The sequence below is a fragment of the Flavobacterium sp. genome (genome assembly GCF_043756175.1).
GTDB lineage: Bacteria > Bacteroidota > Bacteroidia > Flavobacteriales > Flavobacteriaceae > Flavobacterium.
The window spans coordinates 1-26,958 of sequence record NZ_JAYURN010000065.1; the positions used below are offsets into that span (position 1 = coordinate 1).

The following is a 26,958-nucleotide window of genomic DNA, read 5'->3' on the forward strand; positions in this document are numbered from 1 at the left end:
GTCGTAACTTTTGGTCTAAAAGGAGGATTTGAAGCGGCCAAAAAAGTAGCGGATCAAACTAAATTATTCTCCCTATTGGCAAATATTGGAGATACAAAATCACTAATTATCCATCCTACAAGCACAACGCACCAGCAACTTACAGACGAAGAGCAAGTTGCAACTGGGGTTTCTAAAGATTTAATTCGTCTTTCGGTTGGTTTAGAAGATATCGAAGATTTAAAAGCTGATTTAAAAGCAGTTTTTGAAAACATTAAAAATCCTCAGTTAGTATAAAATATTCGTTTGTTTTTTGTTTGTAAAACTGTCTTTGATAACCTGAATTCGTCAGATGCAGTTTTCAATTAAGTTGTTTAAAATGGAAAAATTAAAAAAAATAATTATATCAGATTTTATTACTGAAAGTGGAAAAATTCAAAAGAATTTACCTCTTTTTTATCAAGTTTTTGGTAAACCTATCGGAAAAGCACCTATAGTTTTGGTTAATCATGCTCTTACCGGAAACTCTCAAGTGACCGATGAGAATGGTTGGTGGAAAGATTTAGTTGGTAAAAATAAATCGATAGATACAAACCATTTTACCATTTTAGCTTTTAACATTCCTGGAAACGGATATGACGGATTAAAAGAAAATCTAATTCATAATTATACTCATTTTACAGCTAGAGATATTGCTAAAATATTTTGGAAAGGATTAGTACAACTGCAAGTAGAAAACATTTTTTCGGTTATTGGTGGAAGCTTGGGTGGCGGAATTGCTTGGGAAATGGCAGTTATTAATCCCATTGCAATCGAAAATTTAATTCCTATTGCTTCAGATTGGAAAGCTTCGGATTGGGTTATTGCTAATACACTAATACAAGATGAAATCCTGAATAATTCTAATTATCCAATTCCTGATGCGAGATCACACGCCATGCTTTTGTACAGAACGCCACAATCATTAAAGCAAAAATTTAACAGGGAGAAAAACGAATTAAAAAATATATTTCAAATAGAAAGTTGGCTAATTCATCACGGAGAAAAATTGCAAAAAAGATTTCAATTGGCTTCTTACAAAATAATGAACCATCTTATAAAAACAATCGATATTACTAGAAATAGAAAAGATTTTGTGACGGTTGCCAAAGTCATTCAATCTAATATTCACATTATAGCAGTCGATACCGATTATTTTTTTACCGCCGATGAAAATCGAGAAACCTATGAAGATTTGAAAAAAGTAAAGCAAAATGTGTTTTATCACGAAATTAAATCCATACATGGACACGACGCATTTCTGATAGAATACGAACAATTAAACGTCATTTTAAACAAGATTTTTATAACAAATAAACAAACAGCATAATGAAATGAGCATTACGAAATCGTGAATTAACAGTAAACGACACTATGCGAATTACATATGACCATTAAAAAAGAATAAAAAAGAATAAAAATATACATATGAAAATATTAAAATTTGGAGGAAAATCACTCACTCACGGAAACGGATTTGAGAAAACAATTGAAATTATTTTAGACAAAGTAAATAATAACAAGAAAATTGCTGTTGTAGTTTCGGCAATTGCGAATGCTACTGATGTATTAGAAGAAATTTTAGAAAAAGCAGTAAAAAAGGAAGCGTATTTAGAGCAGTTTTTAGCTTTTAAAAAATACCAACAAGCTAATTTTAAATTAGACTTAACTGAAGAATTTCAGCTTTTAGAAAAAACATTTGAAGGAGTTACTTTGTTGGGAGATTATAGCAAGAAAATAAAAGACAATGTTTTGGCTCAAGGCGAAGTTATTTCTGCCAAAGTGGTTACACAAGCATTGAAAGAAAAAGGAGTAAATGCTCATTTTTCGGATGCTCGTTTGCTTATAAAGACCGATGAAAATTACGGAAATGCACAACCTTTAGATAGTTTGTCGAAAAAAAATGTCATTAATCATTTCAAACAAAATAACGGAACAACGGTAAATGTTATTACGGGATTTATAGGTTCAAACAACAATAATGACACAACGACTTTAGGTAGAAATGGTAGTAATTACACCGCTTCGTTAATTGCAAATTACCTTGATGCTGAAGAATTACAAAATTATACACATGTTGACGGAATTTATACTGCCAATCCAGATTTAGTTTCCGATGCCAAAAAAATTGATTTTCTTTCTTTTAATGAAGCCAATGAGTTAGCAAACTTTGGGGCTACAATTCTTCACGCTAAAACGATTGATCCCTTGTTAGAAAAAAATATTCCACTTCGGGTTTTAAATACTTTCAATCACGAAAATAAAGGAACATTAATCACTTCTACTGTCGATAAAGAAGGAATAAAATCACTTTCGGTTTTAGAAAATGTAGCTTTAGTAAATCTTGAAGGAAGAGGACTTCTTGGGAAAACAGGTGTCGATGCACGTATTTTTAAAGTAATGGGCGACCACAACATTAGTGTGAGTATCATTTCTCAAGGTTCTTCCGAGCGAGGAATTGGAATTGTTGTTGCTGCCGATAAAGCTTCGAAAGCGATTATCGAATTAGAAAAAGAATTTGAAAACGATTTTTATTCTAAAGATGTCAATAAAATTTCTGCAATAGATGATGTTTCGGTAATTTCTATTATTGGACAAGATTTAAGTACTTTCCACAAACCATATTCGGCACTTATAAAAAATAAAATTGTCCCGATCCTTTTTAATAATACGGTTACGGGAAAAAATGTGAGTTTAGTGGTTAATAAATCGCAATTAAACAAAGCTTTAAATGTTATTCATGGTGAGATTTTTGGGGTTTCAAAGAAAATAAATATTGCTATTTTTGGTCATGGTTTGGTTGGAGGAACACTAATCAATCAAATTTTAAATTCGGCTTCAACCATAGAAAAACGGAAAGATATTAAACTTAATATTTTTGCTATTGCCAATTCAAAAAAAATAATACTAAACAAAAACGGAATCACTCAAGATTGGAAAAATGAAATCGAAAACAACGGGATTCCTTACACTATTCAAGGGGTTATTGCTTACGCCAATGAACATCATCTCGAGAATTTAATAGCGATAGACAATACGGCAAGTAGTAAATTTGTCGAAAATTATATCTCATTAGCAGAGCATAGTTTCGACTTAGTATCTTCAAATAAAGTAGCCAATACGTTGAGTTATGATTTCTACAAAAAAACAAGAAAAGCATTGGCTGATAATCAGAAGAATTATTTGTACGAAACTAATGTAGGTGCTGGATTACCAGTTATAGATACGATAAAACTATTGCATCATTCTGGGGAAAATGTTACTAAAATAAAAGGTGTTTTATCAGGTTCATTAAGCTTTTTATTTAATACTTTTTCGGCAAATGACATTCCTTTTAGTGAAGCATTGAAGCAAGCTATCGATAAAGGTTATACCGAGCCAGATCCTAGGGAAGATTTATGTGGAAACGATGTGGCGAGAAAAGTTCTCATTTTAGCCAGAGAATTAGATTTGCAAAATGAATTTGAAGAAATTAATATTCAAAACTTAATTCCAGAGAATTTAAGACAAGGTGATAAGGCCAACTTTTTAAGCCGATTGACTGAATTAGATGTTGCTTTTGCTAAAATAAAAGCTGATCAAAAACCAAATCACGTTTTGCGATATGTGGGAGAACTGTCGGGCGATTTGCAAAAAGAGAAAGGAAATCTAGAAGTGAAATTAATTTCTGTTCCACTCGATACTGCTTTGGGACAACTAAAAGGTTCTGATTCCTTTTTTGAAATTTATACAGAATCTTATGGCGACAGACCTATTGTGATTCAGGGTGCAGGAGCCGGATCGGCAGTAACAGCAAGAGGTGTTTTTGGAGATATTTTGAGATTGTCTGATAAAGGATAATTATTCGTATTATAGCTATCTATAGTGAATTCTAGATTTCAGAGTAGAAAAAAATCCGTTCAAATCCGCGTTTGAAAATCCGTTTCATCTGCGTTCAAATAAAAAAATATGAAAATTACACTAAACAGAATCAATGAAAATTATCATTTTCAACTAAAAAATGAAAGAGGTCACATCGTAGAATTAGACAATAGAACTGAATTTGGTGGCAACGATTTGGCACCAAGTCCAATGGAACTTTTATTGATGGGAGTTGCAGGATGTAGTGCGATTGATGTAATATCAATACTCAAAAAACAACGACAAGAAATTACGTCTTATAAAACAGAAGTAGAAGGTATTCGGGAACAAATCGAAGAAGCAAAACCTTTTAAAGAGATTACAGTTACTATTTTTTTAGAAGGAAATATCAATGAAGAGAAAGCGCTAAAAGCAGCTCAACTTTCTTTCGAAAAATATTGTTCTGTTTCTAAAACACTAGAACCAACAGCAAAAATCAACTATAAAGTAGTTTTAAATAGTAAACCATTATGAGTCAAGAAAATTTCGGTTTCGAAACCCAAGCCATACGAACACAATTAGAACGAACGCAATATTTAGAGCATTCAGTTCCTTTATACCTATCTTCCAGTTTCGTTTTTGAAGATGCCGAAGATATGCGAGCTTCCTTTGCTGAGGAAAAAGACAGGAATATTTATAGCCGTTTTAGTAATCCTAACACCACAGAGTTTGTCGAAAAAATATGCAAAATGGAAGGGGCGGAGTCGGGTTATGCTTTTGCAACAGGAATGGCTGCGGTATATTCAACTTTTGCAGCTTTGCTTAATTCAGGCGATCATATTGTTTCAGCAAGTAGTGTTTTTGGTTCAACTCATACTTTATTTACTAAGTATTTTCCAAAATGGAATATCGAAACTTCGTATTTTGATATTAATAAACCCGAAATAATTGAAGGTTTTATCAAACCAAATACTAAAATCCTTTTCGCAGAATCGCCAACCAATCCTGCCGTAGATATTATCGATTTAGAATTATTAGGAAAAATTGCTAAAAAGCATAACCTGATTTTAATTATCGACAATTGTTTTGCAACACCATATATTCAAAATCCAATACAATTTGGAGCGCATTTAGTAGTGCATTCTGCTACAAAACTAATTGATGGTCAAGGACGTGTACTCGGCGGTATAACTGTAGGACGTGAAGATTTAATCAGAGAAATTTATTTATTTTCTAGAAATACAGGACCGTCATTATCACCGTTCAACGCTTGGATTTTATCTAAAAGTTTAGAGACATTAGCCGTAAGAGTGGAAAAACATTGTGAAAATGCCTTAAAAGTTGCTCAGTTTTTAGAAAACCATCACAAGGTAAAAAAAGTAAAATATCCGTTTCTTAAATCACATCCGCAATACGAAATCGCAAAAAAACAAATGCGATTAGGTGGCAATATTGTGGCTTTCGAAATTGATGGTGGAATAGAAGCAGGACGAGAATTTTTAAACAAAATTCAATTGTGTTCCCTTTCTGCCAATCTCGGAGACACACGAACAATCGTCACTCATCCCGCTTCTACAACACATAGCAAATTGACTGTCGACGAACGATTAGCTGTAAGTATCACCGACGGTTTAGTTCGAGTTTCTGTAGGATTAGAAACAGTAGCCGATGTAATAAATGATTTAAATCAAGCATTAAATTAATGCGGAAAATAAATCCAGTCAAAACGAATAAAATAGATTTATTTTCTATTTTATAAATAAATAAAATCATTTAACGGAAAATTTTTCAAAATAAAATATTATTACTACATTTGCATTGTTCATATACTTATTGATTGTTATCACGAAAGCTGGAGGGATTTGACCCAACGAAAGCTTAGCAACCCTTTACCATAAAGAAGGTGCTACATTCTATTTCGATTTATCGGAAACAGATAACCACGAGAATTCCCTCCTCACTTTCCCATAACATTTTATATTTCTAAGAACTAATTTCTAAGTCATTAGGAGCTATTTTCTGCTGTACACTATATCTTTTCCTTGCTAAAGAAGCAAGAAAAAGGATGTCGTTCCTATCAGGGCTATTTATGAAACATTTTAGTAAAAAACTTTGTGAATCTTTGTGGTTTACTCTGAGAACCTTTGTGAAATAATTATATGTCAACAATACTACAAGCCATAAAAGAAAGAATCCTTGTCCTCGACGGAGCTATGGGAACGATGCTGCAACGCAATAACTTCTCCGAAGAAGATTTTCGTGGCGAACGATTTAAAGATTTCCCACATCCATTAAAAGGGAACAACGATTTATTATCCATTACACAACCCCAAGCGGTAAAAGAAGTACACAGGCAATATTTTCAAGCAGGAGCCGATATTGTCGAAACCAATACATTTTCGGGAACAACCATCGGAATGGCCGACTACCATCTCGAAGATTTAGTGTACGAGCTAAATTATCAATCCGCAAAAATAGCTCGTGAAGTGGCAAATGAGTTTACTGATCGACCACGATTTGTAGCAGGAGCAATCGGACCAACAAACCGAACAGCTTCCATGTCTCCAGACGTAAACGATCCAGGATTTCGTGCCGTAACTTTCGACGATTTACGAATAGCATATAAACAACAAGCAGAAGCCTTAATCGACGGAGGTTGCGATGTGCTTTTAGTAGAAACTATTTTCGATACACTAAACGCAAAAGCAGCACTTTTCGCCATTGAAGAAGTAAAAGAAGAACGAAATATTAATATTCCAGTCATGGTTTCAGGAACAATTACCGATGCTTCAGGAAGAACTCTTTCGGGTCAAACCGTAGAAGCATTTTTAATTTCTGTTTCACATATTCCATTATTGAGTGTAGGATTCAATTGTGCTTTGGGAGCCGATTTATTAAAACCGTATTTGCAAACTTTGTCACAAAACACATCTTTTAACGTTTCGGCACACCCAAATGCGGGATTGCCTAACGCTTTTGGAGAATATGATGAAACACCTGAGCAAATGCAAATATTTATCAAAGAATATTTAGACGATAATTTAATAAATATTATTGGTGGCTGTTGCGGAACAACGCCAAATCATATCAAATTGATAGCAGATATAGCAAAAGAATACAAACCAAGAAAAGCAGAAATACTTGCCTAATGAAAGTGAATCAGAAAAGAAGAAATCTAGTATTATCAGGATTAGAACCTTTAATCATTACACCCGAAAGTGTATTTGTTAACATTGGCGAACGAACCAATGTAACAGGTTCTAGAAAATTCCTTCGATTAATCAAGGAAGAAAAATACGAAGAAGCACTCAGTATTGCCAAAGAGCAAGTAGAAGGCGGGGCGCAAATCATAGATATTAATATGGACGAAGGAATGCTAGATGGTGTGTATGCCATGACAAAATTCCTAAATCTTATCGCTGCAGAACCAGATATTTCCAGAGTTCCAATAATGATTGACAGCTCGAAATGGGAAATCATTGAAGCAGGTCTAAAAGTAGTACAAGGAAAATGTGTCGTAAATTCTATTTCATTAAAAGAAGGTGAAGAACAATTTATTCATCATGCTAAATTGATTAAACGCTACGGAGCTGCGGCAATTATTATGGCTTTTGATGAGGTAGGGCAAGCAGATAATTACGAACGTCGAATAGAAATTTGTCAGCGTTCGTATGATATTTTGGTCAATAAAGTTGGTTTTCCTCCTCAAGATATTATTTTCGATTTGAATATATTTCCAGTAGCAACAGGAATGGAAGAGCACCGACTAAACGCATTGGATTTCTTTAGAGGAACGAAATGGGTTAGAGAAAATCTTCCTCATGCACACATAAGCGGTGGTGTGAGTAATGTTTCTTTTTCGTTTAGAGGAAATGACACGGTGAGAGAAGCGATGCACTCAGTTTTCTTATACCACGCAATCCAAAATGGAATGACCATGGGAATTGTAAACCCAGAAATGCTGTCGATTTACGATGAAATTCCAAAGGATTTGTTAGAATATGTAGAAGATGTAATTCTGAATCGACGAGATGATGCAACCGAAAGACTGTTAGACTTTGCCGAGAATGTGAAAGGGGATGTAAAAAACAATGAAAAAGCAGTTCAAGAATGGCGTTCGGGAACAGTTCAAGAACGAATTACACATTCCTTAGTAAAAGGAGTCGATGAATTTATTGAAATTGATGTCGAAGAAGCGCGTCAATCAGCTACAAAACCCATCGAAGTTATCGAAATCAACTTGATGACAGGAATGAATGTCGTTGGTGATTTGTTTGGTTCCGGTAAAATGTTTTTGCCGCAAGTGGTTAAATCAGCCCGTGTAATGAAGAAGGCGGTAGCTTATTTATTACCATTTATCGAAGCAAGCAAACAAGTTGGAGACAAACAAGGAAACGGAAAAATCCTGATGGCAACTGTAAAAGGAGATGTGCACGATATTGGTAAAAACATTGTGAGCGTTGTTCTGGCTTGTAATAATTATGAGATTGTAGACTTAGGGGTTATGGTTCCTCCAGAAAAAATTATAGCAGCGGCTATAGAACACAATGTAGATATTATTGGATTGAGTGGATTAATCACGCCATCACTAGACGAAATGGTTTATCTCGCCAAGGAACTAGATAAACGAGGACTTAAAATCCCAATAATGATTGGTGGAGCTACGACTTCGCGTGCGCACACAGCCGTGAAAATTGCACCTCAATATAGAGAAACGGTTATTCACGTAAATGACGCATCGAGAGCCGTAACGGTAGCTGGAAGTTTATTAAACAAGGATAAAAAAATATATGCAAGTGATATTCGTGCGGAATATGATGCATTTAGAGAGACGTTTTTGAATCGTTCACGAGACAAAAATTTCTTGAACATTGAGCAATCTCGTAAAAATAAATTGCAATTGGATTGGGAGAATTTTACTCCGGTAAAACCAAATATAATTGGAGAACATGTTATAGAAGTCGATTTGGATGTTTTGGTTCCATATATCGATTGGACTCCGTTTTTTAGAACCTGGGAATTGTTCGGAAAATATCCAGCTATATTAAAAGACAATGTTGTTGGAGAAGAAGCGACTTCTGTTTTTGCAGATGCACAAGAAATGTTGAAAGTAATTTTGAAAGAAAAAAAATTAACAGCCAAAGGAATTTATGGAATTTTCCCTGCCAATCAAGTTAATGATGATGATATCGAATTAACAGATGAAAACGGAAAACCATTACAAACATTCTTAACATTACGTCAGCAATCACAAAAAACTAAAGGAGCACCAAATATTGCCTTAGCCGATTTTATTGCTCCAAAAGAAAGTGGAAAAGTAGATTATATGGGAGCATTTTGTGTAACTACCGGTTTTGGTGTCGATGAATGGGCTGCTGAGTTTGAAAAGGATTTAGACGATTACAACTCGATTATGGTCAAAGCTTTAGCAGATCGTTTCGCTGAAGCATTTGCTGAATTTCTTCACGAAAAAATCCGTAAAGAAATTTGGGGTTATGCCACCGATGAGGTTTTAAGCAAGGAAGCACTTATTGAAGAAGGTTACAAAGGAATTCGTCCAGCACCGGGTTATCCTGCTTGTCCAGATCACTTGGAAAAACCAACAATTTGGAAACTTTTAAACGTAGAAAAAGAAATAGGAGTAACCTTGACCGAGAGTATGGCAATGTGGCCTGCTTCGTCGGTTTCTGGATATTATTTCGGAAATCCAGAAAGCAAGTATTTTGGTCTTGGAAAAATAAAAGAAGACCAAGTCATCGATTACGCAAAACGAAGAAATATTTCGACTGATAAAGCCACGAAGTGGCTAAATCCAAATATAGCAGATTAAATTAGTCATAAAGTCAAATGTCATAAAGTCTATCAAGGACTTTCGACTTTCGACTTTAAGACCTTAAGACCTTAAGACTTAAATAAAATGAAAGTAACACAACATATAGAAAACGCTCAAGGAAAACCACTTTTTTCTTTCGAAATATTACCACCGCTAAAAGGACAAAACATACAATCTATTTTTGATAGTATCGATCCATTAATGGAATTTAATCCACCATTTATAGATGTAACCTATCATCGAGAAGAATACGAATACAAGGAATTACCTAGCGGATTGTTAGAAAAAAAGATTGTAAAAAAACGACCAGGAACAGTCGGAATTTGTGCAGCTATACAAAATAAATACCATGTAGATGCGATTCCCCATATTCTATGTGGAGGTTTTAATAGAGAAGACACTGAGAATTTGCTAATAGATTTAGATTTTTTAGGTATAGATAATGTTGTGGCTTTGAGAGGCGATGCTTTAAAAAATGAAATTTATTTTAAGGCAGAAAAAGCAGGAAACCAATACGCATCAGAATTGGTTACACAAATAGCCAACCTAAACAAAGGAATTTATCTCGATGAAGATTTACAAAACTCATCATCGACTAATTTTTGCATAGGAATTGCGGGTTATCCCGAAAAACATATGGAAGCCCCAAGTGTAGATAGCGATATTCATTTCTTAAAACAAAAGATAAAAAACGGAGCGCAATATATCATCACGCAAATGTTTTTCGATAATAAGAAATTCTTCGATTTTGTAGCAAAATGTCGAGTAGCAGGGATTACAGTTCCTATTATTCCAGGACTAAAACCTATTGCGACCAAGAAACAATTAAACCTTATTCCGCACCGATTTAGTGTGCAATTGCCAGACGATTTAATTATGGCGGTAGTAAAAGCCAACGATAACGATGCCGTAAAACAAATAGGAATCGAGTGGTGTACCCAACAAAGTAAAGAATTGGTTGCGGCAGGAATCCCAGTTTTACATTATTATTCGATGGGAAAAGCCGAAAATATTAAGGAAATTGCAAAGGCTATTTTTTAGGAGCTATTTCCAGCTTTTCACTAATCTTTGTTTGCTTAAAGAAAGCAAACAAAGGATGTCTTTACATGTAGGCTAAGCCCCTCAATATTCATCTACTAACTGCATGAAATAACTCCATTCAAAGTTAAGAAAGTCGTTCTTTCTTCAATCGAACGTTCCAGGTTGGAATTTACCTTTTTAATTTTTAAATAATAGTTGCCTTTCAGTCCATTCAATCCTTTCGTAAACGGGTTGCTGTTCATGTTAAATTGGGCTTCCATCACTTCAATGGTGTCTGTTGTACCATCTTCAACATCATCCCAATCCTCATACGCTATCTCTTTTATAGTAAGGTCTTTTAGTATGTGAAAAGTAATCTTAGCTCCTTCATATCCATCATTGTAGGAGTTGAATATTTGCAAGGTATCATTCTTGATTTCAATTTTTGAATACCTGAGATCAAAATCTTCTATACTATTTTTGCATGTAAACTTAATAGTTTCGTTTGCATAATGATTAAGATCTTTAGGAGAAATCATTACTTTACCATAATCATCAGCTTTTTTGACTGTATTAGAATGGCATTCAAATAATAATAAGGATAGTAAGGATAAAAATAAAAGCGGTATCGTTGTTTTCATAAATATGATAAAAGCATTACTTCGTCATTTCTCTAAAAATACTTTCTAAATTTTTATTTTTCAAATTCAATTGTAAAGTTTTTAGTCCATTTTCGTGAGCAAAATCGAAAACAACGGGACGCATATCGGTTTCGGTAGCAAAAGAAAGCTCCCAAACCAAATCATGTAATTTTTTATAGGATTGAATATTTGGTAAATTATCAAATAGTTTTTCGTCAATAACTTTGTCAAATTCAACTTCAATAATTTGTTCTGTTTTTTCAGAAACTAATAAGTCAAGATTCTTATCAGTTACAATCTTTCCGTGATTGATGATGATAACTCTATCGCAAATCGCTTCCACTTCTTGCATAATGTGTGTCGATAAGAAAACCGTTTTATCTTTACCAATATTTTTTATCAATTCACGAATTTCAACCAGTTGGTTTGGGTCTAATCCAGTCGTTGGTTCATCCAAAATTAAAACATCAGGATTGTGCAAAAGAGCAGTTGCTAATCCTACACGCTGACGATAACCTTTAGATAATTGCCCTATTTTTTTATGACTTTCTGGCGATAAACCAGTTAAAACAATCACTTCTTCAATTCGAGATTTTGCAACTTTATAAACATCTGCATTAAAAGCCAAATATTCTCGAATATACAAATCTAAATACAACGGATTGTGTTCTGGCAAATACCCAACCGATTTCTGAACATCTAATTGATTTGTGTTTACATCAAATCCATTTACCACCGCCGAACCTTCATCAGCATTGATATATGTCGTTAAAATTTTCATTAAAGTCGATTTTCCTGCGCCATTTGGACCAAGAAAGCCTACGATTTCTCCTTTTTTTACTGAGAAAGAAACATTATCTAACGCTTTTTGCGTTCCGTAATTTTTAGAAATATTTTGAACTTCAATTGACATAATTCGAGATTTGTAGCAAAAGTAAACAGAAAATAAATTAATTAAATAATTTTTGGTAAATAATAACAGATAACCTTATTTTTACTAAAAATGGATTCAAATTTTTAAATCGGATTCATTAAAAAAATTAAAATTATGAAGAAAAGTGTTTCTGTTTTTTTACTTCTCGGACAAATTGTTTTTGGACAAGAGAAATTTAATATTCAAAAAGAAGAAGTTAAGAGAATTGAATCAGAGTTGTCATCTGATAAAATGATGGGAAGAGAAATTTTTACCTCAGGTATAGACTCAGCCTCTATTTTTATAGAAAAGGAGTTCAAGAAAATAGGGCTTACTAATTATGGAGATTTAAAGAATTACAGGCAGGAATTTGTTGTAAAAGGAAAACAAGCAAATAATGTAATAGGTGTTTTGCTCGGAAAATCGAAACCAAATGAATTTGTTGTTTTTTCAGCGCATTACGATCATTTAGGATTAAAAAATTCGGGAGATGATAAAGTCTATAATGGCGCAAATGATGATGCTTCAGGTGTCACGGCGGTTATTACATTAGCTAAATACTTCAAAGAGTTAAATGAAAATGAGAGAACTATCATTTTTGTTGCATTTACAGGAGAAGAAGTTGGCGGTTTTGGCTCTAAATATTTCACCCAAGGCATAAATCCGGATACTGTTATTGCTATGTTTAATATTGAAATGATTGGTACTGAAAGTAAATGGGGCAAAAATTCTGCTTATATCACTGGTTTTGAAAAGTCAGATTTTGGAAAAATTTTGCAAAAAAATCTTAAAGACTCTAATTTTTCATTTAATCCAGATCCATATCCGACAGAGCAACTTTTTTATAGATCTGATAATGCTAGATTAGCAGCAGTTGGTGTTCCGGCGCATACCATTTCTACCTCTAAAATGGATTCGGAGCCTAATTATCATCAATTAAGTGATGAGATTTCAACACTCGATTTAGATAACATGTCCGAAATTATAAAATCAATTGCAATTAGTTCCAAAAGTATAATCAGCGGAATGGATACACCATCAAGAGTAGAAAAATTATAGGTTTTTATAAATAATAAAGAAAAACAAACATTTGAAACATTTTTTCACTAAGTTTGTCTTTCAAATCGCTCATAAAAGCAATGAATACAAATAATACATTTTTTAGCAACAATTCTTTTTATTTCTATTGGAACATAGGAAGGGATTGTTATATGGTTATTTGATTAGAAAATTAAATTAAAAATATAAATATACAATCCCGTCTTTTAGGCGGGATTTTTTTTTGCTCATTATGGAAATAGAAATAAAAAAAATAGCAATTCAAGGGATAGAAGGTTCGTTTCACCATCAGGTTGCAGCGACGTTGTTCGACAAAAATCTTTCTTTAGATGAATGTATGTCGTTTGAACTTTTAGTAAAAAGCCTTAAAGAAAACACTTCACAAAAAGGAATTATGGCTTTAGAAAACTCTATTGCGGGCTCGATAATTCCAAATTATGCACTTATAGATAGTAATGATTTGCATATTGTTGGCGAACATTATTTAGATATTAGCATGAATCTTATGGTGCTAAAAGGCCAAAAAATCGAAGATATTACCGAAGTGCATTCACACCCAATTGCCTTGTTACAATGTGCCGTTTTTTTTAATAAATATCCACATATTAAACTTGTAGAAAGTGGCGATACTGCGGAAACTGCAAGAAGAATTCAACAGCAAAAACTAATAGGAATTGGAGCAGTTGCCAGTCCAATTGCGGCTCAATTATACGATTTAGAGATTTTAGCTTCAGGGATTCATACCGTAAAAAGTAACAAAACGAGATTTGTTATTGTAAAAACTCAAAATGCAATAAGAGATAAAGAAGAAATTAATAAAGCTTCTATAAAATTTAAATTAGATGATACGCCAGGAAACTTGGCTACGGTTCTCAATGTGATGAATAACTGTAAATTAAATTTAACCAAAATTCAATCAATGCCCATTATTGAAACACCTTTTCAATATTCATTTTTTGTTGATGTTGTTTTTGCGAAATACAAACATTATGAAAAAGCAAAGAAAATATTAGAATTAATGACGACGCACTTTAAAGTTTTGGGCGAATACAAAAAAGGAGAGCAATGATAACAATAGCAAATAGATTAAAAACTGTCGAAGAATATTACTTTTCATCAAAATTGAGAGAAGTACGGGAACTAATTAATCAAGGGAAACCTATTATAAATATGGGAATTGGAAGCCCAGATTTACAGCCATCAAAATTAGTTACTCAAGCAATGCAAAATGCTATGTGTGATACTATTGCGCATCAATATCAATCATATCAAGGTTTGCCGGAATTGAGACAAGAAATGGCAAATTTTTATAGAAATAATTTTCAGATCGATTTAAATTTCAATAATGAGATTTTACCGTTAATGGGTTCTAAAGAAGGAATTATGCATATTTCACTCGCTTTTTTAAATGAAGGAGACGAAGTTTTAATTCCAAATCCAGGTTATCCAACGTATACTTCGGTAACAAATTTAGTAGGAGCAAAACCTGTTTTTTATGATTTGATAGCGGAGAATGATTGGGAACCCGATTTTGAAGCTTTAGAGAAACAGGATTTAACCAAAGTAAAACTAATGTGGGTAAATTATCCACATATGCCAACGGGAGCAAGAGGAAGCTTATATTTGTTTGAAAGATTAATAAATTTTGCTAAAAAAAATCACATTTTAGTTATTAATGATAATCCGTATAGTTTTGTTTTAAATGACAATCCAATTTCGATTTTGCAAGTAAATGGAGCAAAAGAAGTTGTATTAGAATTAAACTCATTATCTAAAACCTATAATATGTCAGGCTGGCGAGTGGGAATGGTTTCTGGAAATTCAAAATATATTGATGCTATCCTTAAAGTAAAAAGCAATATGGATAGTGGTATGTTTTATGGAATTCAGAAAGGAGCCATAGAAGCACTGAAACTAGATAAATCTTGGTTTGAGGAACAAAATAAAATTTATTATAAACGTAGAAATTTAGTTTTTCAACTAGCTGATAAACTAAAATGCACATATGATAAGAATTCAGTTGGGTTATTTGTTTGGGCAAAATTACCAATAGGAATAACTAATTCTGAAGATTTTGTAGATGAATTATTATATCAAAAAGATTTATTTATCACACCAGGAACAGTTTTCGGAAATAAAGGAGAAGGGTATGTTAGATTTTCCTTATGTATTTCCGAAGAAAAAATTAAAGAAGTATTAAATCGTTTTCAAAAACCAACGACAATTTCAAAAATCAATAACAATAAAAAAAACTTCAAGATTTTTCAAATTTCTTAAATCCGTTTTCTAAATAGAAAAGACCTAAATCATTCAAAAAACAATAAAAAAACAATAAAAACTTCAAAATTCTAAAATTTCTTCATGAACTTTGCGAACACCTTGTGGTTAAAAAAAACAAAAAAACTATGGAAAATAGTATCTCATTACGCACTTGGTTAGACGATTTCAAATTATCACATCCGTTAGTAATAGCGGGACCATGTAGCGCAGAAACAGAAGAACAAGTCTTGAAAATTGCACACGAATTAAAAAATTCCGATGTAAGTATTTTTCGTGCTGGAATCTGGAAGCCAAGAACACGTCCAGGCGGATTTGAAGGAGTTGGGGAAATTGGACTCAAATGGTTGCAAAAAGCCAAAACCGAAACAGGTTTGCTTATGGCGACCGAAGTAGCCAATGCCACTCATGTAAAATTAGCATTAGAATATGGGATTGATGTTTTGTGGATTGGAGCTCGAACAACTGTAAACCCTTTTGCAGTTCAAGAAATCGCCGATGCTTTACAAAATACTGACAAAATTGTATTGGTAAAAAACCCTGTAAATCCAGACTTAGCTTTATGGATTGGTGGTGTAGAACGTTTGTATAACGCAGGAATCAAAAAATTAGGAGTTATCCATAGAGGATTTTCTACTTACGAAAAAACAAAATATAGAAACATTCCCGAATGGCAAATTGCAATCGAACTACAAAGTCGTTTTCCAGATTTACCATTAATAATCGATCCGTCTCACATAACAGGAAGACGAGATATGATTCAGGAAGTGTCACAACAAGCACTCGATTTAAATTATGATGGATTAATAATTGAAACCCATACCGATCCAGATAATGCATGGAGCGATGCTGCACAACAAGTAACGCCAACTGTTTTGAAGCAAATTTTTGAGGATTTGAAAGTTAAAAAAATTACCGTTGAAGAAGATGGCTATAACACCGAAATGATAAAATTACGAGCTAATATCGATGTTTATGATAGCAAAATTTTAGAAGTTTTAGGTAACAGAATGAAAGTTTCTGAACAAATTGGAGCGCTTAAAAAAGCAAATAATGTTGCAGTTTTACAAAACAAACGATGGAACGAAATTTTAGGAAAAATGATTCTAGATGGTGAAGAAAAAGGATTAAGTGAAGAATTTATATTAAAAATGTTTAAAGCCATTCACCAAGAAAGTATTACACACCAAGAGAAGATTATAAATAAATAATTTTAAATGTTGAATTATAAATTCTAAATTAGAATTAATTGTAATTTTGTCATTCAAAATTTATAATTCAAAATTCATAATAAATTAAATGACAGGAATCGTTTATAAATCTACAGGAAGTTGGTACACCGTAAAATCTTTGCAAGGAGATTTTATGGAATGTCGTATAAAAGGAAAATTCCGAATGAAAGGCATAAAAAGTACCAATCCAATTGCGGTGGGTGATGTTGTCGATTATGATTTAGATGAAAATTCCGATGTTATAACTGGAACGATAAATAATATTCATGAAAGGAAAAATTACATAGTTCGTAAATCGGTCAATTTATCGCATCAAATGCATATAATTGCCTCCAATTTAGATTATGTTTTTTTGTTAATTACGATAAATAATCCACCTACAACAACCAATTTTATCGACCGTTTTCTTGTTACAGCTGAAGCTTACGGAATAGAAACAATTTTGGTTTTTAATAAAATAGATACTTACGACGAAGCGATGCTCGACGAGCAATTGTTTATGCAATATATTTATCAGCAAATTGGTTATAAATGTTTGAGAGTTTCATCGACCGAAGGAAAAGGAATCGAAGAACTAAAAGACATTATGAAAGGCAAAGTAACCATGTTTTCGGGACATTCAGGCGTTGGAAAGTCAACTTTAGTCAATGCAATGGAGCCTAGTTTACATTTAAAAACAAAAACTATTTCTGAGCAAAGTAAGCAAGGACAACACACAACGACTTTTGCAGAAATGTACGATTTGTCTTTTGGAGCACAAATTATAGACACACCAGGAATAAAAGGTTTCGGAATTGTAGATATGGAAAAGGAAGAAATTTCAGGTTATTTTCCGGAATTTTTCAAACTCAAAGACCAATGTAAGTTTAATAATTGCTTACATAAAGACGAACCAAAATGTGCTGTAAAAGATGCTTTAGAGAAAGACGAAATTTCCTATTCACGATACAATAGTTACTTAAAAATACTAGAAGGTGACGACGAAACGTATCGCACGGATATTTATAATGATGACCGAATTGCGAGTGATGAAACGAGAAATAAAAATTAATTGTGAAAGCAGTAATCCAAAGAGTTTCTCAAGCATCAGTTACAATCGATTCTAAAATTGTCGCCGAAATTCAAAAAGGGTTGTTAGTTTTAGTTGGTATTGAAGATTCAGACAATCAAGAAGACATTAGTTGGCTAACATCAAAAATAATTAATCTTCGCATTTTTGCTGATGAAAATGAGGTGATGAACCTTTCGGTAAAAGATATAAAGGGAGAAATTATTGTGGTTTCTCAATTTACACTTCATGCTTCGACCAAAAAAGGAAACCGACCAAGTTATATTAAAGCCTCCAAACCAGAAACCGCCATTCCATTGTACGAAAGTTTCGTTTCACAATTAGAAATTGAATTAGGTAAAAAAGTGCAAACTGGTATTTTTGGGGAAGATATGAAGGTTTCTTTAATCAATGACGGACCAGTAACAATAATTATTGATAGTAAAAATAAGGAATAAATGAACCTAAAAACCTCCCAACTCGAAGTAGATAATTGGATAAAAAACCACGGTGTTCGGTATTTTAACGAACTCACAAATATGGCACAACTTACCGAAGAAGTAGGAGAAGTGGCCAGAATTATTGCGCGTCGTTATGGCGAACAATCCGAAAAAGAATCAGATAAAAACAAAGATTTAGGCGAAGAATTAGCCGATGTGGTTTTTGTGGTATTGTGTTTAGCCAATCAAACAGGAATCGATTTGCAAGAAGCATTTGATAAAAAACTAGATTTAAAATCAATTCGTGACAAAAATCGTCATAAAGACAATGACAAGTTAAAATAGTCTAAAAACTTTGTGCATCTTCGTGTCTTCTTCGTGCATCTCTGTGAAATAAAAAAACATGAATCTAAAACTCAATCAATCAATTTGCAATTTGCAATCGTCAATCAAAATTTCTGGTTCCAAATCGGAAACCAATAGATTGTTATTGTTACAGGCTTTGTATTCAAATATTTCATTAGAAAACACATCAAATTCAGACGATTCTGAAGTCATGATTAAAGCTTTAATTTCAAATGAAACTGTAATCGACATTCATCATGCAGGAACCGCCATGCGATTTCTAACGGCTTATTTTTCAATTCGAGAAGGTAAAGAAGTTATTCTTACTGGTTCCTCTCGTATGAAAGAGCGACCAATAAAAATTCTAGTCGAAGCTTTGAAACAACTTGGAGCAGAAATTTCATACGAAGAAAACGAAGGTTTTCCACCTATAAAAATAATAGGAAAAAGAATTACTCAAAATAAAGTATCACTTCCGGCCAATGTAAGTAGCCAATACATTTCGGCATTATTACTCATTGCGCCAAAACTAGAAAATGGATTGGAATTGACATTAATAGGTGAAATAACATCTATTCCGTATATAAAAATGACTTTGGCTTTACTCAACGAAGTCGGAGTCGAAACTTCTTTCTTGGAAAATGTTGTCACAGTAAAACCAAAATTATCAATTGTCAATTATCAATTATTAATTGAAAGTGATTGGTCTTCAGCGTCTTATTTTTATTCAATAATTGCATTGTCAGAAATAGGAACACAAATCACATTGTCAAGCTACAAACAAAATAGTTTACAAGGAGATTCCGTATTGGCAACAATTTACAGAGATTTTGGAGTTCAAACAATTTTTGAAAATAATTTAATTACAATTCAAAAAGTCAGTGATTGTCACTCGAACGATAGTGAACAGGCGGAGCAATTATCAACTGTCAATTATCAATTGAATAATTCTCCAGATATTGCCCAAACCATTGCCGTGACCTGCTTCGGACTAGGACTAAGTTGTCATCTTACAGGTTTACATACTTTAAAAATAAAAGAAACTGACAGGTTAGAAGCTTTACAAATTGAATTAACAAAATTAGGGGCAACAATTTCTGTTACCAATGATAGTTTAACTTTAGAAAATTCTTCTAAAATTAATTCTAATATAAAAATTAAAACCTATCAAGACCATCGTATGGCAATGGCATTTGCGCCATTAGCCTTAAAAACTTCGATCATTATTGAAGATGCTAAGGTAGTTTCAAAATCATATCCTAATTTTTGGAATGATTTGCAAAGCATAGGTTTTCAAATTGATAAGATATAATTTTTTCAAAAATCCCTGTAAAACTGCGTTGGAACACCCGTAATATCCGCGTTCGTTAAAAATAAACACCAAAACACTTGACAACGCCTATCTCACAATCGTATATTTGCACACGAATTAAGAAAGTACACAAACTAAACTTTCTAAACTCATAAACATTTAAACTTTTACTATGAAGTTATCTCATTTCCAATTCAATTTGCCAGCCGAATTATTAGCCGAATATCCAGCCGAAAATCGTGATGAATCACGTTTAATGGTTGTTGATAGACAAAAAGGAACTATCGAACACAAAATGTTCAAAGACGTTTTAGATTATTTCGACGAAGGAGATGTTTTGGTTTTAAATAACACTAAAGTTTTTCCAGCACGTTTATACGGAAACAAAGAAAAAACAGGCGCAAGAATCGAAGTTTTTTTATTAAGAGAACTAAATGCAGAACAACGACTTTGGGATGTTTTAGTAGATCCTGCAAGAAAAATTCGTATTGGGAATAAATTATATTTTGGAGATGATGACTCGTTAGTAGCTGAAGTAATAGATAATACAACCTCACGCGGGAGAACATTACGTTTTCTTTACGATGGTTCATACGAAGAGTTTAGAGCAAAACTAACAGAACTAGGTGAAACGCCAATTCCAAAATACATAAATAGAGAAGTAACACCAGAAGATGCGGATCGTTACCAAACTATTTATGCAAAAGAAGAAGGAGCAGTAGCGGCTCCAACAGCAGGATTACACTTCTCTAAACACTTAATGAAGCGTTTGGAAATAAAAGGAGTTCAGTTTGCTGAAGTAACACTTCACGTAGGTTTAGGAACTTTCAATCCAGTAGAAGTAGAAGATTTATCTAAACACAAAATGGATTCTGAAGAGTTAAAAATCACACAAGAAGCTTGCGATATTGTAAATGCTGCCAAAGTAAGAAAAAGCAGAATTTGTGCAGTGGGAACAACTTCAATGAGAGCAATCGAAAGTTCAGTTTCTTCAGCAAGAACGCTAAATCCTTATGATGGTTGGACAAATAAATTTATTTTTCCACCACATGATTTTAGTTTGGCAACTTGTATGATTACCAATTTTCATACGCCAAAATCGACGCTAATGATGATGATATCAGCATTTTGCGGACACGATTTAATGAAAGAAGCTTATGCGCAAGCTATCAAAGAAAAGTATAAATTCTATTCTTATGGTGATGCGATGTTAATTATCTAAACATAATTTATTTCAGACTTAAATATAAAACCTTTCAGTAATGAAAGGTTTTTTTATGGCGTGACCCGAAAAGGGTCGGGCTTTTTGTTATAATCTTTTTTTCGTGCCTCAAAAAGGATTTCCACTTCAATCCCTCACGCGGGCAGTATTTAAAAATTCAATATTTTCGATTTAGAATATTCTAACTTAAATACCTTATCGGGTTCAAAAAAATTTCTTAAATCTATGTGTTTACTTTGTGCATCTTCGTGAAATAATTTTCCTTATTTTTACAAAATCAAAAACCAAATCATGACTTTTCAAAATACATTACAATTTGCACAACAGCTTGACTCGCAAGACGAACTAAAAAAATATAGAAACGAATTTATTTTTCCACAACATGAAAACAAAAATGTAATTTATTTTACGGGAAATTCATTAGGATTGCAACCCAAATCAGCCAAGACTTATGTTGATGAAGTGATGAACGATTGGGCAAATCTTGCTGTAGAAGGTCATTTTTATGCTGATAAACCATGGTGGGATTACCACGAGCGTTTTGCTAATCCGTTAAGTAAAATTGTAGGAGCAAAACCAAGTGAAGTAACTGTGATGAACACACTTACGGTAAATCTTCATTTACTAATGGTTTCCTTTTATCGTCCTACAAAAACACGCTATAAGATTATCTGCGAAGAAAAAGCTTTTCCATCAGATCAATATATGTTCCAGAGTCAAGTTAATTTTCATGGTTATAAACCTGAAGATGCGATTGTCGAAATAAAAAGAAGAGAAGGTGAACACAATATCCGATTAGAGGATATTCTCGCAAAAATAGAAGAAGTAGGAGATGAGTTGGCGTTGGTTTTGTTTGGAGGCGTAAATTACTATACAGGACAAGTTTTTGATATGAAAACCATTACCGATGCAGGACATAAACAAGGCGCTAAAGTTGGTTTCGATTTAGCTCACGCCGCAGGAAATATCAAATTAGAATTACACGATTGGAATGTCGATTTTGCCGCTTGGTGTTCTTATAAATACATGAATTCAGGACCAGGAAATGCTTCAGGTTGTTTTGTACATGAAAAGCACCACAATGATTCAGACTTGTCAAGATTTGCTGGATGGTGGGGACACAACAAAGAGAGGCGTTTTAAAATGGAACCAAATTTTGACCCAGTTCATGGCGCCGATGGTTGGCAAATAAGCAATTTGCCTATTTTATCATTAGCTCCCTATTTAGCATCAGTCGAAATGTTTGATGAAGTTGGAATGGATAAATTAATCACAAAAAGAAATCAAATCACGGCTTATCTCGAGTTTATTCTTCATGAAATTGACAAAGAAGTAAAAGGTCATTTCGAAATTTTAACACCAAGTAATCAAGAAGAAAGAGCTTGCCAACTTTCTGTTTTTTTACATGGAGAAGGTAGACCTTTATTTGATTATTTAATGAAAAATGGAGTAATAACTGATTGGCGCGAACCTAATGTAATTCGCTTAGCACCAGTTCCTTTGTATTGCTCTTTTGAAGACATGTATAATTTTGGTCAAATATTGAAAAAAGGAATTTTAGAAAATTAATTGAGCTTTTTATAGTTTTAGAACCTTAGAATATCTAAAAAATGAACAAACAACAAAAAATAGAATCTTTCGACCCATCACAGCCAGGATTAGCAGACGCTACCATTTTTGGATTGCCATTTACAGCCGAAGAAAGTGAAATAATTATTATTCCTGTGCCTTGGGAAGTAACCGTAAGTTATGGTGCGGGAGCATCGGAAGGCCCAGAGGCCATTTTAGAAGCTTCTTTTCAAGTCGATTTGCAACACCAAGAATTTCCTGAATTATGGAAACTAGGCATGTATTATGACGAAGCACCAACACATTGGAAAAAAAATTCAGATAAATACAAAAGCTTTGCGCAACCTATTATCGAAGCTTTAGAAAACGGTGAAATAATAGAAAATTTCCCAGTATTAAAAGCTGATTTAGATAAAATAAATAAAGTTTGTGCTGAATTACATGCCGAAGTAAAAGAGCGCGTTCTGCATTGGATGAAAAAAGGTAAAAAAGTTGTCTTATTAGGAGGCGATCATTCTACTCCATTAGGATATTATCAAGCATTGGCAACTATTCACGACGAATACGGGATTTTGCATCTTGATGCCCATATGGATTTGCGTATTGCCTACGAAGGGTTTACTTATTCGCACGCATCAATCATGTATAATGCTTTGCAAATTCCCCAAATTTCAAAAATTGTGCAAGTAGGAATTCGTGATTTTTGTGAACAAGAAGTTCAAGTTGCGCAATCAAATAAAGTCGTTGTGCATACCGATATGGATATGAAGTCCGAAACTTTTGAAGGTAAAACGTGGAAACAACAATGCGACGATATCATTGCTGCCTTACCACAAAAAGTAACTGTTTCTTTTGATATCGATGGAATGTATTCTTGGTATTGTCCAAACACAGGTACACCAGTTCCGGGAGGTTTTTCTTTCGAACAAGCGACCTATCTGTTAAGTAAATTAGCCAATTCAGGTAAAGAAATAATTGGTTTCGATTTAGTTGAAGTAGCGCCGGGAGAAAATGATGACTGGGACGGAAACGTAGGTGCAAGGATGTTGTATCATATGTGCGGAATGTTAGCAAAAAATAACGGAATGGAAGTGGGGAATAAAATAATGTTTAATAAAAATTAAATTATTATAATCCTAATGGGTTTTTGACGTTTCTTTGTAACATATTAATTTAAATATTTTAGTTATGAAAATGATAAGTTTAATGGTTGTATCTGTGGTTTTTTTTTCTTGTCAAAATCAAGTTAAACTAGATATTCAAAAAGAGAAGCAAGAGAGTATTGATTCGATGAAAGTTGTAATAGAAAAGCAAAGAATTATCGATTCGATGAAGGTGGAAATGGCTCAAATTGAAAAACAAAAAGAAGTGGTTGTAGTAAATCACACAGCTGTATCTGATGCCAAAACAACGAAGAAGAAAAAATGGAGTGGTGCAGCAAAAGGAGCTGTAATTGGAGCTGGTGTTGGCGCTGTTACTGGAGCTATTATTAGTAAGAAAAAAGGAACAGGTGCAATTATAGGCGGATTAGCAGGGGCAGGAGTAGGAGCAGGAACTGGAGCCATAATTGATGATAGTAAGGTGAAATAATAAATTATTTTTAAGGGAAAGAGGTGTTTGAATTTATTTAAACACCTCTTTTTTATTTAAAACTGTAAATAATTAATTAGATTTGGATATTGATTTATCTAAAATGAAAAAACTTAAAAAATTATTTTTAGTTGTAGCTTCTCTTTTAATCATTGTAGGGATAATGATTACAGGTTGTTTATTATATACAAAACCTAACTACGAAGGTGAAATTTCTATAAAAAACATATCAAAAGAAACAACTGTGTATTTTGATGATTATGGTGTGCCTCATATTTATGCCGCAAATCAAAAAGATGCGATGATAGTATTAGGTTATGTTCATGCACAAGACAGGTTATGGCAAATGGAACTTATTCGTCGTATTGCACCTGGAAAATTATCTGAAATATTTGGAACCAGAGCGCTTAAAAACGATAAGTTTTTTATTGGTTTAGGAATCGAAGAAAACTCTGAAAAAGCAATAGCAGAGTTAGACAAAAACGGGAAACCATACAAAATGGCAATGGCTTATTTAGATGGCGTAAATCAATATTTGGAAAACGGAAAAACACCAATCGAGTTCACTATTTTGGGGATTAAAAAAGAAAAATTTACCTTAAAGGATGTATACAATACTTTTGGATACATGGCTTTTAGTTTTGCTATGGCTCAAAAAACAGATCCGTTATTGACAGATATTAAAAATCAATATGGTGATGAATATTTAAAAGATTTAGGAATCGATTATTCATTAAACCCAACAAGACTAAAAATTTCTAAAGAACAAACACAACAATATGCCGAAATTTCAAAATCGATAACTGCATTATTAGAAAATTCTCCAGTACCACCATTTATTGGAAGTAATAGTTGGGTGCTTTCGCCAAAGAAAAGTAAAACAGGGAAAGTGCTTTTTTGTAACGATCCGCACATCGAATATTCGCAGCCAGGAACGTGGTATGAAGCACATGTTACTTCCCCAGAATATGAAATGTATGGTTATTATCTTGCGGGAACTCCATTCCCGTTGTTAGGTCATAATCGTGATTATGCTTACGGATTAACCATGTTCGAAAACGATGATGCCGATTTGTTTCAAGAAGAAAACAATCCAAAAAACGAAAATCAATACAAATCGGCTAATGGTTTCGAAAATTATAAAATCAGAACCAAAACCATTAAAGTTAAAGATTCTACATCAGTAATTTTAAAAATAAAAGAAACACAACACGGACCAATAATAAATGACTTAATTGCCGATTTTAAAACCCAAAAACCTGTTTCTTTCTCTTGGATTTACACGCAACAACCCAACCAAATCCTCGATGCAGTTTATAGCTTAAGTAGAGCAAAAAACATAGCTGAATTTCAAAAAGGCGTTTCCTACATTGTGGCACCAGGACTTAATATTATGTATGGCGATGCTAAAAATAATATTGCTTGGTTTACTTCTGGAAAATTATACAAATTAGAAAAAGGTGTCAATGCAAATCTTATTTTGAATGGCACCAATGGCATCGATGATAAAAAACAGTTTTTAGATTATTCCAAAAATCCATCGGCTATAAATCCAAGTTGGAATTATGTATATTCTTCAAACAATATGCCCGAAGCGATTGATGGTTACAATTATCCGGGTTATTATTTGCCAGAAGATAGAGCCAGAAGAATAACAAATTTATTAGATAATAAAAGTGATTGGAGTAAAGACGATGTAAGCAAAATGCTTACCGATAATACGTCGCCAGTTTCGGTAGAAATTGTAAATGGAATGTTACCAATAATCGATAATGAAAATCTTTCAAACCAAGAAAAAATAGCAATTAATCTATTAAAAAACTGGAAAGGAACAAACAATTTGACCGATGTTGCGCCAACTATTTACACCAAATTGATTTATTTTTATTTAAAAAACACATATCAAGACGAAATGGGCGAAATTTCATTCAAACAATTTCTGAAAACCCATATTATGAAACAAAGTATAGCTTTTCAAACCAAAAATATAAATTCGCCTTGGTGGGACAATATTGATACAAATAACAAAAAAGAAACCCGAAGCGAGATATTAAATTTGTCATTCAAACAAGCCATTTCGAGTTTAAATACCCAACTAGGAGCCGATGTGAATTCTTGGACTTGGAACAAAGTTCACAAAGTAGAATACAAACATCCACTAGGAAGTGTGGCTTTATTTAAACCATTTTTTAATGTTGGAAAATTTGAAATTTCGGGAACAAATGAAGTTATAAATAACACGATGTTCGATTACTCGGACGAAATAGAACATATTGTAAAAGCTGGTCCATCAACCCGACGAATTATCGATTTTTCTGATGTAGAAAATAGCTGGAGTATCTTGCCGACTGGGCAATCTGGGAATCCGATGAGCGCTCATTATAACGATCAAGCCGAAATGTATTTGCAAGGAAAATTCAGAAAAATGAAACTTAATAAAGAAGAAATCATAAAAACTTCTACCAAATTGGTTTTCAAAGCTAAATAAATAGCCGCATCTTTGCAGACTTAAAACTATGATTAATATTACAGCTTTCATTGCTTCATCCGTTCGCTATCGCTCGGGTCGTAATTTTTAATTCGTAATTCGTAATTATTT

Annotated in this window: 23 protein-coding genes and 1 riboswitch; of the genes, 21 read left to right on the forward strand and 2 right to left on the reverse strand. The window is 33.2% G+C overall.

Annotated features, from left to right (window positions below):
- From ACH2BP_RS04230 to metF, 8 genes are all read left to right on the forward strand, one after another.
- Positions 1-276, forward strand: a 276-nt coding sequence (locus tag ACH2BP_RS04230) for a PLP-dependent transferase (RefSeq protein WP_395057334.1), incomplete at its 5' end; no start/stop codon positions are given.
- Positions 277-358: 82 nt separating this feature from the next.
- Entirely contained in the window at positions 359-1,348 is a 990-nt protein-coding gene (locus tag ACH2BP_RS04235) for an alpha/beta fold hydrolase (protein ID WP_395057336.1), read from the forward strand.
- 98 nt (positions 1,349-1,446) lie between these two features.
- Positions 1,447-3,858 (forward strand): bifunctional aspartate kinase/homoserine dehydrogenase I, encoded by a 2,412-nt coding sequence (gene thrA, locus ACH2BP_RS04240; RefSeq protein ID WP_395057338.1) that lies wholly within the window; start codon positions 1,447-1,449, stop codon positions 3,856-3,858.
- A 108-nt stretch (positions 3,859-3,966) separates the two neighbouring features.
- Positions 3,967-4,392 carry an OsmC family protein gene (locus ACH2BP_RS04245; RefSeq protein ID WP_395057340.1) on the forward strand — a complete coding sequence of 142 codons (426 nt, stop codon included), beginning with the start codon at positions 3,967-3,969 and terminating at the stop codon, positions 4,390-4,392.
- Positions 4,389-5,561: a trans-sulfuration enzyme family protein gene (locus tag ACH2BP_RS04250; RefSeq protein WP_395057342.1), complete on the forward strand. Its 1,173-nt coding sequence runs from the start codon at positions 4,389-4,391 to the stop codon at positions 5,559-5,561. The genes ACH2BP_RS04245 and ACH2BP_RS04250 overlap by 4 nt, the downstream gene beginning before the upstream one ends.
- 134 nt (positions 5,562-5,695) lie before the next feature.
- A riboswitch (SAM riboswitch) is annotated at positions 5,696-5,801 on the forward strand.
- 216 nt (positions 5,802-6,017) lie between these two features.
- Complete coding sequence (locus tag ACH2BP_RS04255; protein ID WP_395057344.1) at positions 6,018-7,007, forward strand: homocysteine S-methyltransferase family protein; 990 nt, start codon at positions 6,018-6,020, stop codon at positions 7,005-7,007.
- The gene (metH, locus tag ACH2BP_RS04260) at positions 7,007-9,688 is read left to right on the forward strand and encodes a methionine synthase (RefSeq protein WP_395057346.1); all 2,682 of its coding nucleotides are present in this window, start codon (positions 7,007-7,009) and stop codon (positions 9,686-9,688) included. Before ACH2BP_RS04255 ends, metH begins: the two co-directional genes overlap by 1 nt.
- Positions 9,689-9,775: 87 nt before the next feature.
- A complete protein-coding gene (gene metF, locus ACH2BP_RS04265) occupies positions 9,776-10,732 on the forward strand; it encodes a methylenetetrahydrofolate reductase [NAD(P)H] (RefSeq protein WP_395057348.1) in 957 nt (318 codons plus the stop codon).
- A 95-nt stretch (positions 10,733-10,827) separates the two neighbouring features.
- Here metF and ACH2BP_RS04270 read toward each other — a convergent pair whose 3' ends face one another.
- The gene (locus tag ACH2BP_RS04270) at positions 10,828-11,352 is read right to left on the reverse strand and encodes a hypothetical protein (protein ID WP_395057350.1); all 525 of its coding nucleotides are present in this window, start codon (positions 11,350-11,352) and stop codon (positions 10,828-10,830) included.
- Between the two features lie 16 nt (positions 11,353-11,368).
- On the reverse strand, positions 11,369-12,265 hold the full coding sequence (gldA, locus tag ACH2BP_RS04275; protein ID WP_395057352.1) for a gliding motility-associated ABC transporter ATP-binding subunit GldA: 897 nt from the start codon (positions 12,263-12,265) through the stop codon (positions 11,369-11,371).
- A 135-nt stretch (positions 12,266-12,400) separates the two neighbouring features.
- Here gldA and ACH2BP_RS04280 point away from each other — a divergent pair, with 135 nt between their 5' ends.
- The 13 genes from ACH2BP_RS04280 (at position 12,401) to ACH2BP_RS04340 (ending at position 26,847) form a co-directional block, all read left to right on the forward strand.
- Positions 12,401-13,324, forward strand: coding sequence for a M28 family metallopeptidase (locus tag ACH2BP_RS04280; RefSeq protein WP_395057354.1), 924 nt, complete (start codon positions 12,401-12,403; stop codon positions 13,322-13,324).
- A gap of 232 nt (positions 13,325-13,556) precedes the next feature.
- The gene (locus tag ACH2BP_RS04285; protein WP_395057356.1) at positions 13,557-14,393 is read left to right on the forward strand and encodes a prephenate dehydratase; all 837 of its coding nucleotides are present in this window, start codon (positions 13,557-13,559) and stop codon (positions 14,391-14,393) included.
- On the forward strand, positions 14,390-15,601 hold the full coding sequence (locus ACH2BP_RS04290) for a pyridoxal phosphate-dependent aminotransferase (protein ID WP_395057358.1): 1,212 nt from the start codon (positions 14,390-14,392) through the stop codon (positions 15,599-15,601). The genes ACH2BP_RS04285 and ACH2BP_RS04290 overlap by 4 nt, the downstream gene beginning before the upstream one ends.
- A 128-nt stretch (positions 15,602-15,729) precedes the next feature.
- Positions 15,730-16,812 carry a chorismate mutase gene (locus ACH2BP_RS04295; RefSeq protein ID WP_395057360.1) on the forward strand — a complete coding sequence of 361 codons (1,083 nt, stop codon included), beginning with the start codon at positions 15,730-15,732 and terminating at the stop codon, positions 16,810-16,812.
- An 88-nt stretch (positions 16,813-16,900) separates the two neighbouring features.
- On the forward strand, positions 16,901-17,884 hold the full coding sequence (rsgA, locus tag ACH2BP_RS04300; protein ID WP_395057362.1) for a ribosome small subunit-dependent GTPase A: 984 nt from the start codon (positions 16,901-16,903) through the stop codon (positions 17,882-17,884).
- A 2-nt stretch (positions 17,885-17,886) separates the two neighbouring features.
- A complete protein-coding gene (gene dtd, locus ACH2BP_RS04305; protein WP_395057364.1) occupies positions 17,887-18,339 on the forward strand; it encodes a D-aminoacyl-tRNA deacylase in 453 nt (150 codons plus the stop codon).
- Positions 18,340-18,666, forward strand: a complete 327-nt coding sequence (locus ACH2BP_RS04310) for a nucleotide pyrophosphohydrolase (RefSeq protein ID WP_395057366.1) — start codon at positions 18,340-18,342, stop codon at positions 18,664-18,666.
- Between the two features lie 58 nt (positions 18,667-18,724).
- Entirely contained in the window at positions 18,725-19,978 is a 1,254-nt protein-coding gene (locus ACH2BP_RS04315) for a 3-phosphoshikimate 1-carboxyvinyltransferase (protein WP_395057368.1), read from the forward strand.
- Between the two features lie 172 nt (positions 19,979-20,150).
- Entirely contained in the window at positions 20,151-21,200 is a 1,050-nt protein-coding gene (queA, locus tag ACH2BP_RS04320; protein ID WP_395057370.1) for a tRNA preQ1(34) S-adenosylmethionine ribosyltransferase-isomerase QueA, read from the forward strand.
- Between the two features lie 291 nt (positions 21,201-21,491).
- A complete protein-coding gene (gene kynU / locus ACH2BP_RS04325) occupies positions 21,492-22,769 on the forward strand; it encodes a kynureninase (RefSeq protein ID WP_395057372.1) in 1,278 nt (425 codons plus the stop codon).
- Between the two features lie 41 nt (positions 22,770-22,810).
- Positions 22,811-23,893, forward strand: coding sequence for an agmatinase family protein (locus tag ACH2BP_RS04330; RefSeq protein WP_395057374.1), 1,083 nt, complete (start codon positions 22,811-22,813; stop codon positions 23,891-23,893).
- Positions 23,894-23,957: 64 nt separating this feature from the next.
- A complete protein-coding gene (locus ACH2BP_RS04335) occupies positions 23,958-24,359 on the forward strand; it encodes a glycine zipper family protein (RefSeq protein ID WP_395057376.1) in 402 nt (133 codons plus the stop codon).
- A 103-nt stretch (positions 24,360-24,462) separates the two neighbouring features.
- On the forward strand, positions 24,463-26,847 hold the full coding sequence (locus ACH2BP_RS04340) for a penicillin acylase family protein (RefSeq protein ID WP_395057378.1): 2,385 nt from the start codon (positions 24,463-24,465) through the stop codon (positions 26,845-26,847).
- Positions 26,848-26,958 lie beyond the last annotated feature (111 nt).

Bases quoted from the DNA above. Each gene is read 5' to 3' on its own strand.
- ACH2BP_RS04235 (WP_395057336.1), top strand. From the start codon at position 359: ATGGAAAAATTAAAAAAAATAATTATATCAGATTTTATTACTGAAAGT.
- thrA (WP_395057338.1), top strand. From the start codon at position 1,447: ATGAAAATATTAAAATTTGGAGGAAAATCACTCACTCACGGAAACGGA.
- ACH2BP_RS04245 (WP_395057340.1), top strand. From the start codon at position 3,967: ATGAAAATTACACTAAACAGAATCAATGAAAATTATCATTTTCAACTA.
- ACH2BP_RS04250 (WP_395057342.1), top strand. From the start codon at position 4,389: ATGAGTCAAGAAAATTTCGGTTTCGAAACCCAAGCCATACGAACACAA.
- ACH2BP_RS04255 (WP_395057344.1), top strand. From the start codon at position 6,018: ATGTCAACAATACTACAAGCCATAAAAGAAAGAATCCTTGTCCTCGAC.
- metH (WP_395057346.1), top strand. From the start codon at position 7,007: ATGAAAGTGAATCAGAAAAGAAGAAATCTAGTATTATCAGGATTAGAA.
- metF (WP_395057348.1), top strand. From the start codon at position 9,776: ATGAAAGTAACACAACATATAGAAAACGCTCAAGGAAAACCACTTTTT.
- ACH2BP_RS04270 (WP_395057350.1), bottom strand. From the start codon at position 11,352: ATGAAAACAACGATACCGCTTTTATTTTTATCCTTACTATCCTTATTA.
- gldA (WP_395057352.1), bottom strand. From the start codon at position 12,265: ATGTCAATTGAAGTTCAAAATATTTCTAAAAATTACGGAACGCAAAAA.
- ACH2BP_RS04280 (WP_395057354.1), top strand. From the start codon at position 12,401: ATGAAGAAAAGTGTTTCTGTTTTTTTACTTCTCGGACAAATTGTTTTT.
- ACH2BP_RS04285 (WP_395057356.1), top strand. From the start codon at position 13,557: ATGGAAATAGAAATAAAAAAAATAGCAATTCAAGGGATAGAAGGTTCG.
- ACH2BP_RS04290 (WP_395057358.1), top strand. From the start codon at position 14,390: ATGATAACAATAGCAAATAGATTAAAAACTGTCGAAGAATATTACTTT.
- ACH2BP_RS04295 (WP_395057360.1), top strand. From the start codon at position 15,730: ATGGAAAATAGTATCTCATTACGCACTTGGTTAGACGATTTCAAATTA.
- rsgA (WP_395057362.1), top strand. From the start codon at position 16,901: ATGACAGGAATCGTTTATAAATCTACAGGAAGTTGGTACACCGTAAAA.
- ACH2BP_RS04310 (WP_395057366.1), top strand. From the start codon at position 18,340: ATGAACCTAAAAACCTCCCAACTCGAAGTAGATAATTGGATAAAAAAC.
- ACH2BP_RS04315 (WP_395057368.1), top strand. From the start codon at position 18,725: ATGAATCTAAAACTCAATCAATCAATTTGCAATTTGCAATCGTCAATC.
- queA (WP_395057370.1), top strand. From the start codon at position 20,151: ATGAAGTTATCTCATTTCCAATTCAATTTGCCAGCCGAATTATTAGCC.
- kynU (WP_395057372.1), top strand. From the start codon at position 21,492: ATGACTTTTCAAAATACATTACAATTTGCACAACAGCTTGACTCGCAA.
- ACH2BP_RS04330 (WP_395057374.1), top strand. From the start codon at position 22,811: ATGAACAAACAACAAAAAATAGAATCTTTCGACCCATCACAGCCAGGA.
- ACH2BP_RS04335 (WP_395057376.1), top strand. From the start codon at position 23,958: ATGAAAATGATAAGTTTAATGGTTGTATCTGTGGTTTTTTTTTCTTGT.
- ACH2BP_RS04340 (WP_395057378.1), top strand. From the start codon at position 24,463: ATGAAAAAACTTAAAAAATTATTTTTAGTTGTAGCTTCTCTTTTAATC.